Origin of the sequence: Enterococcus devriesei, assembly GCF_001885905.1 — a bacterium.
GTDB classification, from domain to species: Bacteria; Bacillota; Bacilli; order Lactobacillales; family Enterococcaceae; genus Enterococcus_A; species Enterococcus_A devriesei.
The window spans coordinates 383,673-400,259 of the sequence record NZ_JXKM01000001.1; the positions used below are offsets into that span (position 1 = coordinate 383,673).

Annotated in this window: 12 protein-coding genes and 1 tRNA gene; 8 read left to right on the forward strand and 5 right to left on the reverse strand. The window is 43.5% G+C overall.

All coding sequences use genetic code 11. The features are described from left to right. Nucleotides 1-46: 46 nt before the first annotated feature. Nucleotides 47-1,561, reverse strand: coding sequence for a glucose-6-phosphate dehydrogenase (gene zwf / locus RV00_RS01770; protein ID WP_071860882.1), 1,515 nt, complete (start codon nucleotides 1,559-1,561; stop codon nucleotides 47-49). Between the two features lie 90 nt (nucleotides 1,562-1,651). Further along, nucleotides 1,652-2,299: a transcriptional regulator EfaR gene (efaR, locus tag RV00_RS01775; protein ID WP_071860883.1), complete on the reverse strand. Its 648-nt coding sequence runs from the start codon at nucleotides 2,297-2,299 to the stop codon at nucleotides 1,652-1,654. A gap of 215 nt (nucleotides 2,300-2,514) precedes the next feature. Here efaR and gltB point away from each other — a divergent pair, with 215 nt between their 5' ends. Then, nucleotides 2,515-7,005 (forward strand): glutamate synthase large subunit, encoded by a 4,491-nt coding sequence (gltB, locus tag RV00_RS01780; RefSeq protein WP_071860884.1) that lies wholly within the window; start codon nucleotides 2,515-2,517, stop codon nucleotides 7,003-7,005. Nucleotide 7,006: 1 nt separating this feature from the next. Continuing rightward, nucleotides 7,007-8,443: a glutamate synthase subunit beta gene (locus tag RV00_RS01785; protein ID WP_071860885.1), complete on the forward strand. Its 1,437-nt coding sequence runs from the start codon at nucleotides 7,007-7,009 to the stop codon at nucleotides 8,441-8,443. An 18-nt stretch (nucleotides 8,444-8,461) separates the two neighbouring features. On the opposite strand, the gene RV00_RS01790 is transcribed toward RV00_RS01785, so the two are convergent. Continuing rightward, nucleotides 8,462-8,842: a DUF4828 domain-containing protein gene (locus tag RV00_RS01790; RefSeq protein ID WP_071860886.1), complete on the reverse strand. Its 381-nt coding sequence runs from the start codon at nucleotides 8,840-8,842 to the stop codon at nucleotides 8,462-8,464. Between the two features lie 340 nt (nucleotides 8,843-9,182). On the opposite strand from RV00_RS01790, the gene sfsA reads away from it, so the two are divergent. The 4 genes from sfsA to RV00_RS01810 all read left to right on the forward strand — a co-directional run bounded on the left by sfsA (nucleotide 9,183) and on the right by RV00_RS01810 (nucleotide 12,322). Further along, nucleotides 9,183-9,914: a DNA/RNA nuclease SfsA gene (gene sfsA, locus RV00_RS01795; protein WP_071860887.1), complete on the forward strand. Its 732-nt coding sequence runs from the start codon at nucleotides 9,183-9,185 to the stop codon at nucleotides 9,912-9,914. 14 nt (nucleotides 9,915-9,928) lie between these two features. After that, complete coding sequence (locus RV00_RS01800; RefSeq protein ID WP_071860888.1) at nucleotides 9,929-10,930, forward strand: Gfo/Idh/MocA family protein; 1,002 nt, start codon at nucleotides 9,929-9,931, stop codon at nucleotides 10,928-10,930. A gap of 8 nt (nucleotides 10,931-10,938) precedes the next feature. Further along, the gene (locus RV00_RS01805) at nucleotides 10,939-12,117 is read left to right on the forward strand and encodes a DEAD/DEAH box helicase (RefSeq protein ID WP_071860889.1); all 1,179 of its coding nucleotides are present in this window, start codon (nucleotides 10,939-10,941) and stop codon (nucleotides 12,115-12,117) included. Between the two features lie 131 nt (nucleotides 12,118-12,248). Further along, nucleotides 12,249-12,322, forward strand: a tRNA-Arg gene (locus RV00_RS01810). 204 nt (nucleotides 12,323-12,526) lie between these two features. Here RV00_RS01810 and RV00_RS01815 read toward each other — a convergent pair. Next, entirely contained in the window at nucleotides 12,527-13,765 is a 1,239-nt protein-coding gene (locus tag RV00_RS01815; protein WP_071860890.1) for an aminopeptidase, read from the reverse strand. Between the two features lie 153 nt (nucleotides 13,766-13,918). Then, the gene (locus RV00_RS01820) at nucleotides 13,919-14,362 is read right to left on the reverse strand and encodes a flavodoxin (protein WP_071860891.1); all 444 of its coding nucleotides are present in this window, start codon (nucleotides 14,360-14,362) and stop codon (nucleotides 13,919-13,921) included. Nucleotides 14,363-14,797: 435 nt separating this feature from the next. On the opposite strand from RV00_RS01820, the gene map reads away from it, so the two are divergent. Both map and RV00_RS01830 read left to right on the forward strand, forming a co-directional pair. Next, nucleotides 14,798-15,562 (forward strand): type I methionyl aminopeptidase, encoded by a 765-nt coding sequence (gene map / locus RV00_RS01825; RefSeq protein ID WP_071860892.1) that lies wholly within the window; start codon nucleotides 14,798-14,800, stop codon nucleotides 15,560-15,562. A 15-nt stretch (nucleotides 15,563-15,577) separates the two neighbouring features. Beyond that, nucleotides 15,578-16,507, forward strand: coding sequence for a YihY/virulence factor BrkB family protein (locus tag RV00_RS01830; protein WP_071860893.1), 930 nt, complete (start codon nucleotides 15,578-15,580; stop codon nucleotides 16,505-16,507). The last annotated feature ends 80 nt before the right edge of the window (nucleotides 16,508-16,587 follow it).

Here is a 16,587-nt window from a genome sequence, read left to right on the forward strand (position 1 = left end):
TGTGCATAAAAAAGAAGCTGAGAAAAATCACTCAGCTTCAATCAGGCTAGTTTAGTTTACCACGTTCACGATACCATTGATCTGGCTGCCAAGTCCATTCGTGACCATTTTTCGCTAACAGGTCAAAGGCAGATTGGGGGCCCATGGTTCCAGCAGCGTAGTTTGGAAAGCCTGGTGTTGTTTTGTCCCAAGTGTGACGGATGCGGTCAACGATTTCCCATGAGTTTGCAACTTCGTCCCAATGAGAAAAGTTGGTAGCATCACCATTTAGAGCATCTAGTAATAATTTTTCGTAAGCCTCAGGACTATTTTCTGTCACTTCAGCGCTTTGACGGAAGTCTAATTTGACCGGTTCCGTATTAAAGCCTTGGCCAATTTTTTTGCCATTTAAGGTCAAGGAGAACCCTTCTGTTGGTTGAATATAAATCGTCAAAATATTTTGCGGCAAGTCAGCGCCTTTGGCTTCTTCTTGTTCAAAATTAAAGACATTGACTGGTAATTGTTTGAACACGATATTGATTCGGGTACCTTTTTCGGTCATCCGTTTACCGGTGCGAATATAGAAAGGAATACCTGACCAGCGGAAGTTATCGATTAAGAATTTACCAGCTACGAAAGTTTCCATCAGGGAATCTTCAGCGACTTTAGGCTCGTCGTGATACGCGACAAAATCTTTACCATCTAACGTTCCGGCGTCATATTGTCCACGGACGAAATTTTGTAAAACTTCTTCTGACGAATAGCGGCGAATCGCTTCTAAAGCTTTGACTTTTTCTTGGCGAATCGAGGAATTTGAAAAAGAAGTCGGAACTTCCATCGCTAATAAGGCAACAACTTGCAGGATGTGATTTTGAACCATATCTTTCAAGGCACCACTTTGTTCATAATAGCCGCCTCGATCCTCTACGCCTAACGCTTCGGAAAAAGTGATTTGGATATTTTCAATATAGCGGTTGTTCCAAAGGGATTCGAAGATATTATTACCAAAACGAATCACGGAAATATTTTGAATCATTTCTTTGCCTAAGTAATGATCAATCCGGAAAATGTCTTCTTCTGGAAAGACATTACGGATTTGTTGATTCAATTCAGCCGCGGAATCGTAGTCAAAGCCAAAAGGTTTTTCGATCACTAAACGATTGTAGCCAGTTGTTGTCAAAATCCCTTGAGACTTCAAATGATTAACGATCGTACCGAAAAATTGAGGTGCCATCGCCAAGTAATATATCCGATTGCCTTGCAAACCATATTGTTCGTCTAATTTGTCAGATAAGTCCTTTAGTTGATCGTAATGCTTAGTATCATTCACGTCATGGGATAAATAATAAAAGTGGCTGGCAAAATCTTTCTTTTCTTCATCGGTAGGATTCAAATCTTTGATTTTATCACAAACGATCTCGCGGTAGTGATCGTCGCTCCAAGGTCTTCTAGCCGTTCCAATCACAGCAAAGTGTTCAGCGAGATTGCCTTTTTTATACAAGCGAAACAACGAAGGATACAATTTCCGTTGTGCTAGATCGCCGGTTCCGCCAAATATCGTAAATAATGCAGCTTGTTCCATAAAGTTACGCTCCTCGTAGTTAGTAGTGATTACATAAGTGCTAATTCTGCCCTGGAGGTCACCGCTTCCAAGGACAGACAAACTCAAATCTTATAGGGCATCAACGAAGATCGTTGATGCGGCTTTATAACTGATTGATACCTCTTTTTGTTGGTTTTGTAAAGTAATTGGCCCTTCATAAGCAGCGACATTCGTGATGGTAAATTCTTCGTGGATTTTTACGCCTAAGTCCATCAAATAATCCAGCAGCTCCTTCTCGTCTAAGACACGGGCGATGCGGATCTGAGTTCCTTCAGAATAGTTCGCTAAAGTCATTCGTTCCTCTTCATGGACTGTTTGATCCTGCTGAGGGATCATGCCTCCATGAGGACAGAAGGTGGGGTGGCTTAAATAATTGTCCAATCTCTCTTCCAATTGAGGAGACGTCACATGCTCTAAGACTTCTGCTTCTTCATGGACTTCATTCCAGGAATAGCCGAGATGATCGACTAAGAACACTTCCCATAAACGATGTTTGCGGACTAAGGCACTGGCCTTTTTCAAACCAGCTGGCGTTAATTGTACTCCTTGATAAGGGGAGTGTTCCACCAAGCCTTCTTTGACTAATTTATTGATCATTTCGCTGACCGAAGCTCCAGAAATGGATAAACCGGCAACGATTTTTTTATTGCTGACTTTTTTTTCGTCGCCACCTAATTCTAATATTAATTTTAAATAATCTTCGCGGTTCGGTGTCATTGATGTTCATCCTTTCATAACGAAGCATATCAGATTTAGTTTATCAAAAAAATCTTTTTATTTCCATTTGATTGGATTTTTATTTTAAAGACACAGAGATGTTATAACGGCGGTAATTAAAAAAAAGTTCTTAGAAAACTTGCACAATCGTTATAAAAAGGGTAGGATATTAAAAATAAATGAGAATTGTCAAACTATTTAAAGGATTGATGTGAATGTTAAAGGAACAGTATACCAAAGCCCCGACCTTGTATGATCCTGCTTTTGAAAAGGATGCATGTGGTATGGGCTTTATTGCTCAAATGCAGGGCAAAAAGTCCCATCAATTGGTGGAGTATGCATTAACGATGTTAGAACGAATGAACCATCGAGGGGGTACCGGCGCAGAACCTGAGACAGGGGACGGAGCGGGTATCTTAGCGACAATTCCCGACAAGTTTTTTCAAAGAGAAGCCCAAAAGTTTGGGGCTCAGCTACCAGCGAAGTCGCAATATGCGGTAGGAATGTTTTTCCTGCCAACGGAAGAGAAGCAGAAGCTAGGCTTGTTGAAAGCTTTAGTCACTGAAATTGAAGCGGCGGGTTATCCCGTTATTTGGCAACGCGATGTTCCTTTTCAATACGAAAACTGTGGGCCAGGTGCGCAAAAAGTCATGCCTAGCTTTGTACAGTTATTCATTAAGCGACCAGTAGATGTAGCAACGGATCGTGAGTTTGAAGATCGTTTGTTCCGTCTACGCCGAAAACTAGAAAAAATTTATCATGCTGGCGAGCTTTCGATCTGTAGCTTATCCGCTAAAACGATCGTCTATAAAGGCATGCTCCATGCTTATCAAGTGGGGATCTTTTATGATGATTTAAAGGACCAAGATTTTGAAGCGAGTATCGCAGTTGTTCATTCACGCTTTTCTACCAATACTTTTCCTAGCTGGGATCGAGCACAGCCGTTTCGTTTCTTGGCTCATAATGGAGAGATTAATACCTTACGAGGTTCAGAAAATTGGATGAAGAGTCATGATATTGAAGTTTATAATGAAGAAGATTCAGATTCTGCCAAACTGGAAAACTGTATGGAATATCTTTACCGCAACGGTCGTGACATTCCTCACGCACTGATGATGATGGTACCAGAAGCTTGGTCGGAAGAAGCCAACTTAGGCGAAGAAATGACCGCTTTTCAAGAATACAATGCCAGCTTCATGGCTCCTTGGGACGGTCCGGCAGCTTTGTGTTTCACCGATGGTGAGATGGTGGGAGCGACCTTGGACCGGAATGGCTTACGACCTTCTCGTTATTCGATTACGAAGGATGGCTTTGTACAGGTGGCTTCTGAATCCGGCGTCGTCGACTTCGCACCTTCCAATGTGATTGAAAAAGGGGTTTTAGGACCCGCTAACATGATCTTAGTCGATACGACGAAGGGCAAGTTTTACCGTAATCAAGAAATCAAAGAAAAATATGCGAAGGCTCATCATTATCGTGAATGGTTGACGGAGCACAGAATTGCCTTAACAGAGTTGCCTGAGGTGGAAGCCGCACCGCTGGAATTATCGGAAAAAGAATTGCAGATGATGTGGAAGCTGAATGGTTACACGGATGAGATTATTCGCGGGGCTTTATTACCAATGGCGGAAAAAGGGGAAGAACCGGTTCTTTCAATGGGCTTTGATTCTCCGTTAGCCGTGTTAAGCGACAAGTCGCAATCTTTGTTTACTTATTTCAAACAACAATTCGCCCAAGTTACCAACCCGCCAATCGACGCGATTCGCGAACAGCTTGTGATCGGGACGGAAATGTTTTTAGGCCGTGATGGCGATGTGCGAGTGGATCAGGCTGAAAATTGTCAAAAATTAAAAATCAACAGTCCGGTATTAAGCACTAGTGACTTCCAAAAGATTCAACAACTAGCTACCAAGCAGCAAAAAGTCGTGACTGTTTCGACCTTGTATCGTGTTGGTGCGCGAAATGCTTTAGAAGACAGCTTGGAGCAGATGTTTAAAGAAGCAGAAGGAGCCGTTGATGCAGGAGCGACGATCTTAATCTTAAGTGACCGCGGGTTTGCTTCAGACAAAATGGCGCTGCCAATCTTGTTGGCTGTTTCTGGGTTGCACAATCATTTAGTCCGCAAAGGAAAAGCATCTCACGTGAGTCTAGTGGTAGACTCTGGGGAAGTTTGCGAAGTCCATCATTTCGCGACCTTGATCGGTTATGGAGCCAGTGGTATTCATCCTTATGGGGCCTACGCGACCTTGGAAACCTTTGAGATTGAAAATGGCTTGGAAAATTATCGTAAAGCAGCGGAAAAAGGCATCGTCAAAGTCATGTCCCGCATGGGGATCTCGACGATCGCCGGTTACCATGGGGCTCAGCTTTTTGAAGTAGTGGGGATTAGTCAACAGGTGACGGATAAATACTTTACTGGAACAGCCAGCCGAATTGGTGGACTGTCCTTGATCCAGATTGAAGAAGAATATTTGACCCGGCACGAAGCTGCCTATGGCTCGCGGCAAAATGATCTGCTGGCTTCTGGCGGGAGTTTCCAATATAAGGCAGACGGAGAGCATCATTTATTCAATCCTAAAACGATCTATAATTTCCAGCAAGCAGTTCGTGCAGGTGATTATCAGTTGTTCAAGCATTATGTCGATCAAATGAATCAAGAAGCGCTGGATGAACCAACGTCCTTGCGTTCGCTTTGGGAATTTAAAAACGAGCGACCAGCGGTAAAATTATCTGAGGTGGAACCGGCGAGTAAAATCGTGAAACGTTTCAAAGTCGGCGCGATGTCTTATGGTTCTTTAAGTGAAGAAGCTCATCAATGTATCGCTGAGGCGATGAATGCTATTGGGGCAAAATCCAATAGTGGTGAAGGCGGCGAACATCGCAAACGGTTCAAAGCGCAAGCGGATGGTAAGAATTTTAATAGTAAGATCAAACAAGTGGCTTCTGGTCGTTTCGGGGTTAATGCTGAGTATTTAATGAGCGCAGAAGAATTACAAATCAAAATGGCGCAAGGAGCGAAACCGGGTGAAGGCGGACAGTTGCCGGGGAATAAGGTCTTTCCATGGGTAGCAGAGATTCGCGGCTCGACACCAGGTGTCCGACTGATCTCGCCACCGCCTCATCACGATATTTATTCGATTGAGGATCTGGCGCAGCTGATCTATGACTTAAAAGCGATCAATCCGTATGCCAAGATCAATGTTAAATTGGTTTCAAGCACCGGAGTCGGTACGATTGCTACCGGAGTGGTGAAAGCAGGCGCCGATGTCGTTGTGATCTCTGGGTACGACGGTGGAACCGGGGCTTCGCCGCGAAATTCGATTCGGGATGCCGGGCTACCGTGGGAAATGGGTGTCGCTGAAGCCCATCAAACTTTGGCAATGAACAATCTACGTCAACGAATGACGTTAGAAACAGATGGTAAGCTGATGACTGGTCGGGATGTCGCGATGGCGATCTTATTAGGGGCTGAGGAATATAGTTTTGCATCATTGGCGCTAGTTGCAATCGGCTGCGTCATGATGCGGGTCTGCAGCTTGAATACGTGTCCGGTCGGGGTGGCGACCCAAAATCCAGCCTTACGGAAATTCTTTGTTGGTAAACCTGAACACTTAATTAATATGATGCATTTTATCGCGGAGGATTTACGAGAGATCATGGCGGAGCTCGGCTTTAGAAGTATTGACGAAATGATCGGTCACACCGAAGTCTTACAGCCTCGTTTTATTGCAAAAGGTAAAGCCAAATCATTAGATTTTTCCCGCATCTTTTCAACTAGCGTGGGGATTCAACGAAAGACGGAAGATCCCTTCAAAGAAAAACGGGAATGGCCTGAATTGGATCATTTCGCGGAAGGTGCCATCAGAAATGGTGAATTAGTGGAGATGACTTATCCAATCAACAACGTCAATCGCACAGTCGGCGCACGAATGGGCGGCTGGATCGCGGAACGTTTCGGCAATTATGCGTTAACGCAGGGTCAAATCAAATATACGTATACAGGAATTGCGGGTCAAAGCTTTGGTTCATTCATTACGCAAGGAATGGAATTGAAATTGATTGGCGAAGGCAATGACTATGTAGGCAAAGGATTGAGTGGTGGACGCTTGATTATTGTTCCACCGGAGGATGCGGCATATGATGTTGAAAATTCTCCAATCGTGGGAAATGTCGTTTGCTTTGGTGCCAATCGCGGTGAAGGTTATTTCCGCGGCAAAGCGGGAGAGCGTTTCTGTGTCCGCAATAGTGGAGCCAATGTTGTGGTAGAAGGCGTCGGCGATCATGGCTGTGAATACATGACCGGCGGGGTTGCGGTAATCTTAGGACCAACCGGCCGAAACTTTGCGGCGGGGATGTCCGGTGGTGTCGCGTATGTCTATGATCCGACTGGGACCTTTGCTGAAAAATGCAATCTGGAAATGGTGGAGCTCTTTACATTCGGCGAGTCAGGTGATGACGGCGTCTTGAAAGAAATGATCGAAAAACATTTTGCTTATACGGATTCCTTGAAGGCGGCACAATTATTGAATGATTGGGAGACAGCGCAAAAGCACTTTGTCAAAGTCTATCCAAGAGAATACCATGAAATGATTCGGGTCACTGAAGAGCTGGCGAAAACCGGCTTAACAGGTGAGGAATTGATTGAAAAAGCCTTTGTTGAGGTGATCGGTGAACAAACTGCACCGGCTGGAAAGGAGCGTGGCTAAGATGGCGGACCCATTTGGATTTTTAAAATATGCCCGGAAGGATAATCCCTATCGTCCGGTAGAAGAACGGGTCAAGGATTGGCAAGAGCTGCAAACTCCTTTAAGTGTGGAAGAGCGGCAAGAGCAAGCAGCTCGTTGTATGAACTGTGGCATTCCCTTTTGCCATACCGGAATCTTTTACGGGGGCAAACGCGCGGTCTCAGGTTGTCCCAACGATAATTTGATTCCTGAATGGAACGACTTCGTTTATCGCGGGGATTTTAAAAATGCTTTTGAGCGGTTAGCTAAGACCAATCCGTTGCCTGAAATGACGGGACGGGTTTGCCCAGCACCTTGTGAGAAATCCTGTACCGAGGGCTTGAACGGAGCTGGAGTTGCGATTCATGACAATGAGCGCTTTATTATTGATAATGCCTTTGAGCAGGATTGGGTCAAAGCAGACGGCATGCCGGTGGAACGAACCAATTTTACCGTTGCGGTGATTGGTTCCGGGCCTGCGGGGCTTTCAGCCGCATGGCGCTTAAATCAGCTAGGTCATCAAGTAACGGTGTATGAACGTAGCGATCGTGCCGGAGGATTACTGATGTATGGTATTCCAAACATGAAGCTTGATAAAGACATCGTACAACGTCGAATCGATGTGATGGAAGCGGTAGGAATCACCTTTGTGCTGAATACCGAAGTCGGTGTCGACGTTACGGCAGAAGAACTACAGGAAAAATACGATCGCGTGATTGTTGCTAGTGGTGCTAGTGTACCACGAGATTTGAAAATCAAAGGCCGCGAGTTACATGGTATTCAGTTTGCGGTGGATTATTTGACGGATTGTACGAAAGATGTGCTGAAGCATGGCAAAGAGGCCACCAGTAAAAAACTGGCAGGTAAGCACGTTGTAGTCATTGGCGGCGGCGATACCGGGAATGACTGTATTGGTTCCGCGATTCGTCAAGGTGCGGCTTCTGTTAAGCAGCTGGAGATCACGCCACAATTACCGCCTGAACGGACAGCAAATAATCCGTGGCCGGAATACTCGATGGTGGATCGCACAGGCTATGGTCAGGAAGAAGGCCTGTTGGAAAATAAGGAATTGACTTATTACAATACCTCAACGACCGCCTTTGTCGGAGCCGAGCGGGGACAAGTAATTGCCATCGAAACGACAAAAGTCGACAATCGTTTCCAACCAGTAGCTGGAACGGAGCAAGTCTTAAAGGCTGATTTAGTTTTATTGGCGATGGGCTTTACCGGCGCAGAGAAAAGCTTGTTAGATGCTTTTGATGTGCAAGAAATCTACGAAGATTACACGACTAACAATGAAAAAGTCTATGTGGCTGGTGATGCTAGAAGAGGACCAAGCTTGGTAATTTGGGGTATTCGTGAAGGCCGTAAAGCTGCAGAAAACGTCGATCAAATGCTACGGACGTTGATCTATCAGTAAACAAAAAAGGTGTGCCGATTATTGCATCGGTACACCTTTTTTTGGCGGATTGAGCGTTGTTGGTACAAGTGTCAGAGAAATATCATCTAGTTCATCGTACAAAGTATCTGGGGTTCCATTTTTAGTCTTGATGATTAAATGGTAACCAAATTGATCTTGGATCGCTAGTTTTTGTTCACTTAACTCAATCAGCTGGTAAATGATGGCACTGCCATCTAAAATAATCGATAGATCAGGATAAATCGTGATTGTGTGGAGTCTTTTCTCGCGGGGATGAGAAAATTCCCAAGAACCGACGTACAAGCTATTCAGCTCCTGCGTTTCATGCCTGCGCACTAGCTTCGCTCCCGCCGCCGCAATCCCAAGAGAGGTTAGAAAAAAAGGCCACTTTAATCTCATCAAAAAAACTCCTTTCTCAATCTTAATGTACAAATTTTAAAAAAATTTGCTCTATTTTCGAGCCGTATACCATTCTGCTAATCTGCTAAAGAAGAAAGGAGAACTGGCATCCTTTCTCAATCTTAGTACACAAATTTAAAAATGGTTCACTTCAAGTCTGATACCATTCGGCTAAACATCCACAAATAAATAATTTTTTTAATTAAATAGCGTATAATTACCTGATGTAAAGCGAAACAAGCGTCGTTCACATCTTGTTTGTTATACTATATAATAAAGTCCGTGATCTTTCCATCAGGCTTAAGGACTATTTAACTTTTTTTAGAAGGATTTAGATAAAATGAACTATTCAGAGATCCATTTAGCAAGCTTTATTGAAAGAAGCAATCGATTTATCGCTCGTTGTCGCTTAATTGAGACGGGAGAAGACATTATCACTCACGTCAAAAATACGGGCCGGAACAAGGAATTATTTTTAACGGATGCGTTGGTTGCCGTCAATTATCAGCCCTCGGCCAAGCGTAAGACTGCCTATGATTTAGTTGCGGTACGAAAAGGCGAGATGTGGATCAACATTGATTCTCAGATTCCCAACGCCTTAGCAGCTGAAGGGATTTTAGCTGGAAAAATTGCGCTGCCGGGCTTGCGCGGCGCCATCACCTTTCTGAAACGTGAATATACGTTTGAGCACTCAAAATTTGATATTTATTTTGAGACCGATCAACAAGAAAAAGGCTTTGTGGAAGTCAAAGGGATGACGCTGGAAAATCAGGGCATCGGCGCATTTCCGGATGCACCGACTTTGCGAGGCTTAAAGCATGTGGAAGAACTGCGGGTCGCACAGGCGATGGGCTATCATAGTTATGTTTTATTTGTCGTACAGTTCCCAACGGTTTCACGAGCGACGATTCATCGTCAGATGCAGCCGGCACTGTATTCTGCGGTGGAGGGGGCATTGGCAGACGGCGTCACGGTTTTAGCGTATAATTGTGACGTAGATCAACAAAGTATTTCAATCAAACAGGCAGTTCCTTTTGATTTAACACAAAAATTTATTGACCCTAATCAATGAAAGGTGGAATAAGTATGATCAATTTAGGAATTATCGGTACCAATTGGATTACGGACCAATTTGTCCAAGCTGCTCACCAAACTGGCAGCTATCAGCTTGCGGCGGTTTACTCACGACGTTTAGAGACCGCTCAAAAATTTGGCGAAAACTATGGAGATGTGGAATATGCGACGGATTTGGTTACTTTTTTTGCGATCCAGCATGTTGATACGGTGTATATCGCATCGCCAAATAGTCTGCACTTTGAACAAGCGAAGCAGGCTATTTTAGCGGGAAAAAATATCATCGTTGAAAAACCCGCCTTTTCCACGCCGCAAGAAATGGACGAGATCATCGAACTGGCGAATCAGCAACGGGTTTTCTTTTTTGAGGCAGCCCGTAATATTCATGAGCAGGCCTTTAAAACCATCGCTGATTTTCTGCCACTAAAGGATCAAACGATCGGTGCGGATTTTAGTTTCATGAAGTATTCTTCACGGTATGATCAAGTCTTAGACGGCGAAGAACCAAATATCTTTTCCCCTCATTTTTCTGGCGGAGCCTTAGTCGATTTAGGCGTATACCCGATTTATGCGGCGCTAGCTTGGTTTGGGATGCCTAATGAGAGCTTGTATTTTGCAAAAAAAATTCAAACGGATGTTGATGGAATCGGCACAGGAATTTTGCGTTACGAAGAATTTGATGTGACCATTCGTACGGGGAAAATTAGTGACAGCTATCAACCAGCAGAGATTTTTTTAAGTAATGGGACGTTAGTACTGGACGCGATTCACTCCATCGATGAAGCCGTCTTCCATGACCGTGATCATCAGCGAAAAATAAAACTAAGTGTGCAGCGGGTAGAAAATCCAATGGTTGAAGAAGCGGCGGCGTTTGCTGAAGTAATTTTGAATCCAACGGATCGAACATTAGGAACGAATTATGAAGAGTGGGTGGAATTGGCCCGCAATGTCAACCAAGTGTTGTATGATATGAGAAAAAGTGCAGGCATCGTTTTTGATGCTGACGAGAAATAGAGGGAATTATGGATAGTCAAACATTTGTGCCATTTTTACAAAAGAATTGGACAGAAGCTGGATTTCAACAGCCAGCATTGATCCAAAATAAAGTCTTTTTACCAATTACCGAAGGAAAAAATTTAGTCGGGATCGCCCCCACCGGCAGCGGCAAGACCCTAGCTTACTTATTGCCCTTACTTAACCAATTAGAAGTCGGTGTAGCTAGTCAAATCCTGGTTTTGACGTCATCACAGGAATTGGCGATGCAAGTCGTGGAAGTCGCCCGTAAATGGTTGGCGGGATCAGGCATGAAGGCGCAGCCTTTAATCGGCGGAGCCAATGTCAAACGCCAGCAAGAAGCCTTAAAGAAGAAGCCGGAAGTGCTGATTGGTACGCCAGGACGAGTATTAGAATTAATCACCGCCAAAAAAATCAAGGCGGCCAATATCAAAACGCTAGTCTTTGATGAAGTCGATCAATTGATCCAAGGACAAAGCTTGCAGCTGATCCAAAAAATCATGAAAGCCGCCGATAATCAGGCGCAACGCTTATATTTTTCTGCTACGGCGGATGTCGTGCTGGATGAATTGAAAAAACTTGAAACGGACTTAGAAGTGGTAGATGTTTCTAAAGAAGACAAGAGTCAAGGCGAAGTTCAACATTTCTATTTAGAAACGACGGATCGTAAGAAAGTGGATCAATTGCGTCGTTTATTGAATCTGCCGGAATTTTGGGGTATGATCTTTTTCAATCAGCTAAGTGATATGGGCAGTGGTGAAGAAAAATTAGCCTTTCATCAATTGCCAGTTGTTAGTCTAGCTTCAGATCAGTCAAAAATCGCTCGTAAAAACGCGATCGAACAATTTAAAAAACAGCAGGCGCAAGGCCTGTTGACGACTGATTTGGCGAGTCGCGGCTTAGATATCGAGTCGCTGCCGTTTGTTATCAATGTAGACGTGCCGTTAAGTGAAGAAAGCTATCTGCATCGAGCGGGTCGGGTAGGCCGAATGGGGCAATCCGGGGTCGTGATCACATTGGTCAGTCCGCAGGAGAAGGCGGACTTAACAAAGATCGCTAAAAAATTAGCGCTTCAGTTGGCACCGATTTATTTATTCGGCGGCGAGTTATTGACGGAAGAGCCAGTAAGACAAGCTGATCCAAAAAAGAAGAAACCAAAGAAAAGCAAAGGGAAAAGACGAAAATAAGTCTTTTCCCTTTTTTTCGATTTGATTAGCAATGAAAAATCTTAATTATAAAATAGACTTATTAAATCTTCGACGGCGCTTGCGAAAATAAGTTAAAATCGCTACAATAATAGAGATTCATATCAAGCCCCGTTCTCGTAGCTCAGTAGGATAGAGCGATCGCCTCCTAAGCGATAGGTCGCTGGTTCGATTCCAGTCGGGAACATACAAGAGAGACTGTGACAGGAGTGCTCAGTCTCAAGAAACAAGCCGGCTAATCTGAAAATTGTTTCTCCTATTTTTGGACTTGGTCAGCTTGTTTCCGAAGAAGTTACTACTGGAAAGAAGCCATTTATTCGCAAATAGAACCTGTATTTATAATAAAATATCCTCTTAGAAAAAACTTTCTAAGAGGATATTTTTTACGTTATTAAGCCCAATCGCCGTTTCTAAAGATGGGTACTTTAGAGCCATCTTTACGAATCCCGTCAATATCCATTTGATTAGAACCGACCATGAAGTCGACATGGGTCTGGCTGCTGTTTAAGCCGGCAGCGGCTAACTCGGCTTTCGTCATTTCTGTCCCGCCCTCGACGCTGAATGGATAGGCTGCACCAAACGCCAAATGATTTGAAGCATTTTCATCGAACAAGGTATTGAAGAAAGTGATCCCTGATTGTGAAATCGGTGAAGGATCTGGTACAAGAGCGACTTCGCCTAGATGTTTGGCCCCTTCGTCAATGTCTAATAAAGAAGCTAAGACATCCGCGCCGCACTTAGCAGAAAATTCCACGACTTCGCCGTCTTTGAAGGTGAATTTCATTTCGTTAAGCGTTGTTCCTGCATAACTTAGTGGTTTGGTGCTAGTGATATAGCCGTCCACTCGATTGCGATCCGGAGCGGTGAAGACTTCTTCTGTCGGCATGTTGGCCATAAATTCGTTACCATCTGCCGCAAAACTGCCAGCACCTTCCCAGACATGATTTTCTGGTAAGCCGATCGTGATATCTGTTCCTGGCGCTGTGTAATGCAACGCCGAAAATTGTTCCTTATTCAAGCGCTCGGCTTGCTTGCGCATCGCTGCGTCGTGTTCTTCCCAAGCTGCAACGGGATCCTCGGCGTAGATTCGTGTGGTTTTAAAAATCTCATCCCAAAGTGTATCTACTTGTTCTTCACTTGAAGAAAGATCGGGAAAAACTTTGCTGGCCCAAGCTGGACTAGCTGCCGCAACCACGGTCCAACGCAATTTATTGGATTGTGTCGCTTCCATGACGGCTTGTAGGGCTTTTCCTCGTGCGGCTTGGTAAGCTGCGACACGATTTGTGTCTACACCTAATAATGCATCGGGATTTTGTGAAACGATACTGATCCGGGTCACGCGTTTTTCCGCAAACACGTTGGCTTCATCGACTTTATAAGCCGGCACTTCCATAATCCGATCTTCTGCCGCATGACTTAAAAATGCTCGTTGCACGGTGTCATCGTTCCATTGCAGGATTACTTCTGCAGCACCAAGTTGATAGGCTTCTTTTGTTACTAGTCGGGCAAGCTCAGCTTGTTCCACACTGGCATAAACAACAACCGTATCATCTTTTTGGATATTCACACCAACCTTTGTAATTAAATGGGCGTATTTTTTTAACAATGTTTCAAAATTAGGTAACGTCATTTCAACCCCTCCATTTCGTTAGAACTATCATAGCATTTCTTACGTTTTCTCAAAAGAAAGAGTCTCCAAGGAATAAAATGTTTCCTTCTTTGACAACGAAGGTTAGTTAATAAAAAAGGATGAGCAACAACGAGCTCATCCCCAAATAGTATTTTACGAAGCTGCATCGGCGATTTTTTTCGCGAAGGCTTCTAAGTTTTCAATGTCTTCTTCTTCAGCTGCCATCTCGACTTTTACACTATCCGCTCCGCGAGTCGCGCCGATTTTTTCGAAGACGGCGTCAAAGTCATCGACGGATTTGCAGTATTGATCGTAGAAGGTATCGCCAGAACCGCAGACCCCAAATATTTTTCCAGTAAGGTCCAGTTCTTTTAGGTCCTCATAAAAGTCTTCGATCTCGTCTGGCAAATCTCCTTCACCATAAGTATAGGTTGCAACGACACAAATATCAGCGTCTTCAAAATCCTCCGCTTCGACTTGTGTGCATTCGTCGATTTCTACGTCAATATTTAAATTTTCAAAAGCTTCGGCCACGATGTCGGCGATCTCTTCGGTATTTCCCGTCATGCTGGCATAAACGATTTTTGCTACTGTCAAAAAAAATTCCTCCTTGCTTTATGTCCATGTATTATTTTTTCTGATAGAAAAAATAGTTTGGTCTTTGTCCCGTGTCTCATCCAAAGAAACCCACTTTTTTCTCCATTTCAGGAAGAATCAAATTGCTTTCGGAATTTGATTGGGGAGAAGATGAGATGAAATCCGTAACTTTAAGCCAAATTTATGGTCATTATATCAAAATAGAAATCAAAAGGAAATGACTGCTCTCTAACCATTTGTTCGCTTTATAGGGTTATGTTAAAATAAACAAGATGAAAAAAGGATGTTGGTCTAGTTTTTACCCCGTTCCTAACAGGAAAGAAAGTAAAAATTAATCTGAATGGACAATCGGTGAATGACATAAATCATTCCGGAAAGAAACATCCACCTCATTTTTTCACCAGAAAAAATGACTACATTTAAGGAGACGAGAACATGATTACATTAAAATCACCCCGTGAAATCGAAATGATGGACGAGTCTGGCGAATTATTAGCAGACGTACATCGTCATTTACGTGATTTTATTAAACCTGGTGTGACCAGTATGGAAATTGAAAAATTTGTCAAAGACTTTATTGAAAGTCACGGCGGAATTGCCGCACAAATCGGTTTTGAAGGCTATGAATACGCGACTTGCTGCAGCATCAACGACGAAATTTGTCACGGATTTCCCCGCAAGAAGCCATTGAAAAAGGGCGATTTGATTAAGGTCGATATGTGTGTGGAATATAAAGGCGCGATGTCCGATTCTTGCTGGTCTTATGCGGTGGGAGAGGTTTCACCTGAGATCGAACGCTTAATGGAAGTCACCAAAAAAGCGTTGTATCTAGGGATTGAACAAGCACAAGTAGGAAACCGAATCGGAGATATTGGTCATGCGATCCAAACCTATGCTGAAGGCGAAGGCTTTTCAGTTGTTCGCGATTTTGTCGGACATGGCATTGGGCCAACGATTCATGAAGAGCCAGCAATTCCTCATTACGGAGTAGCAGGTAAAGGGTTACGTTTAAGAGAAGGCATGGTTATCACCATCGAACCGATGATTAATACCGGCGTTTGGCAAATGAAGATGGACCCTAATGGCTGGACAGCTTACACCAAAGATGGTGGTTGGAGTGCACAATACGAACACACTTTAGCAATTACTAAAGAAGGTCCAAAAATTTTGACTTCACAAGGTGAAGAAGGAACTTATTAGGACGACGAGGATGTTATGGGACCAATAGATAAGATTAAAGAAAATAAGAAACTAATGGATTTTATCCAATCGATCCAAAAACATTTGGCAGAAACAGAAATAGGCGACCGCTCCGTGGTAGTTGCCTATTATTTGTTGCTGTCCTTTTTCCCGATACTGATTATTGTTGGGAATTTACTGCCGTATTTTAATGTTACCCCAGAGACGGTCTTGCCATATTTAAGTGAAGCAATCCCACCGAATGTTTTTAGTTTTCTAAAGCCGGCGATCACGGGTCTATTGGAAAATACTTCGGGAGGAATGCTATCAATCTCGGTCTTGGCCGCATTATGGTCATCGAGTCGCGGTATCAATGCCCTCCAAACGGCGTTAAATAGAGCGTATGGTGTGGAGGACCGCGGAAATTTCGTGATTAGCCGGATCGTTTCGGTGGGGATCGTCGGTGTGTTGATGATGGCGATTATTGCTGTCGCTTTATTTTTCAGTGCGGGACAAGTGATCTTAGACGCTTTACAGCAATTACTGAATTTTTCACCGGGTATTATTGATACCTTTTTGACATTGCGCTGGCCAGTTACTTTAATTGGATTATTAGTTATTTTAGGCGGTTTATATGTCGTTATTCCAAATGCACATGTCCGGATCAAATATGCACTTCCAGGGACGATTTTTGCCACAGTTGGCTGGATTGTTCTGGCTCAAGGTTTTAGCTTGTACGCGCAAACGTTTGCTCAACGAGTTTCTGGTTATCAAATCATCGGAAGTTTTATCGTCTTGATGTTCTGGCTGAATTTTGCTGCGACGATTATTATTTTAGGTGGCGTATTGAATGTGACCTTAGAAGAATATCGAACAGGTGAAGAAGTGGTAGAAGGTTCTAACCGAGTCAATAAATGGTTTAACAAACTAAAAACACGCGTTATCAAAAAAAGAAAGAAAAAATAAGTTCAAGCTTTTTTGTAAGTTTCAGATAGAACCTTGTAATGAAGCTGCAATCCGTTATAATAATTTTTAGAAAAAAGGCA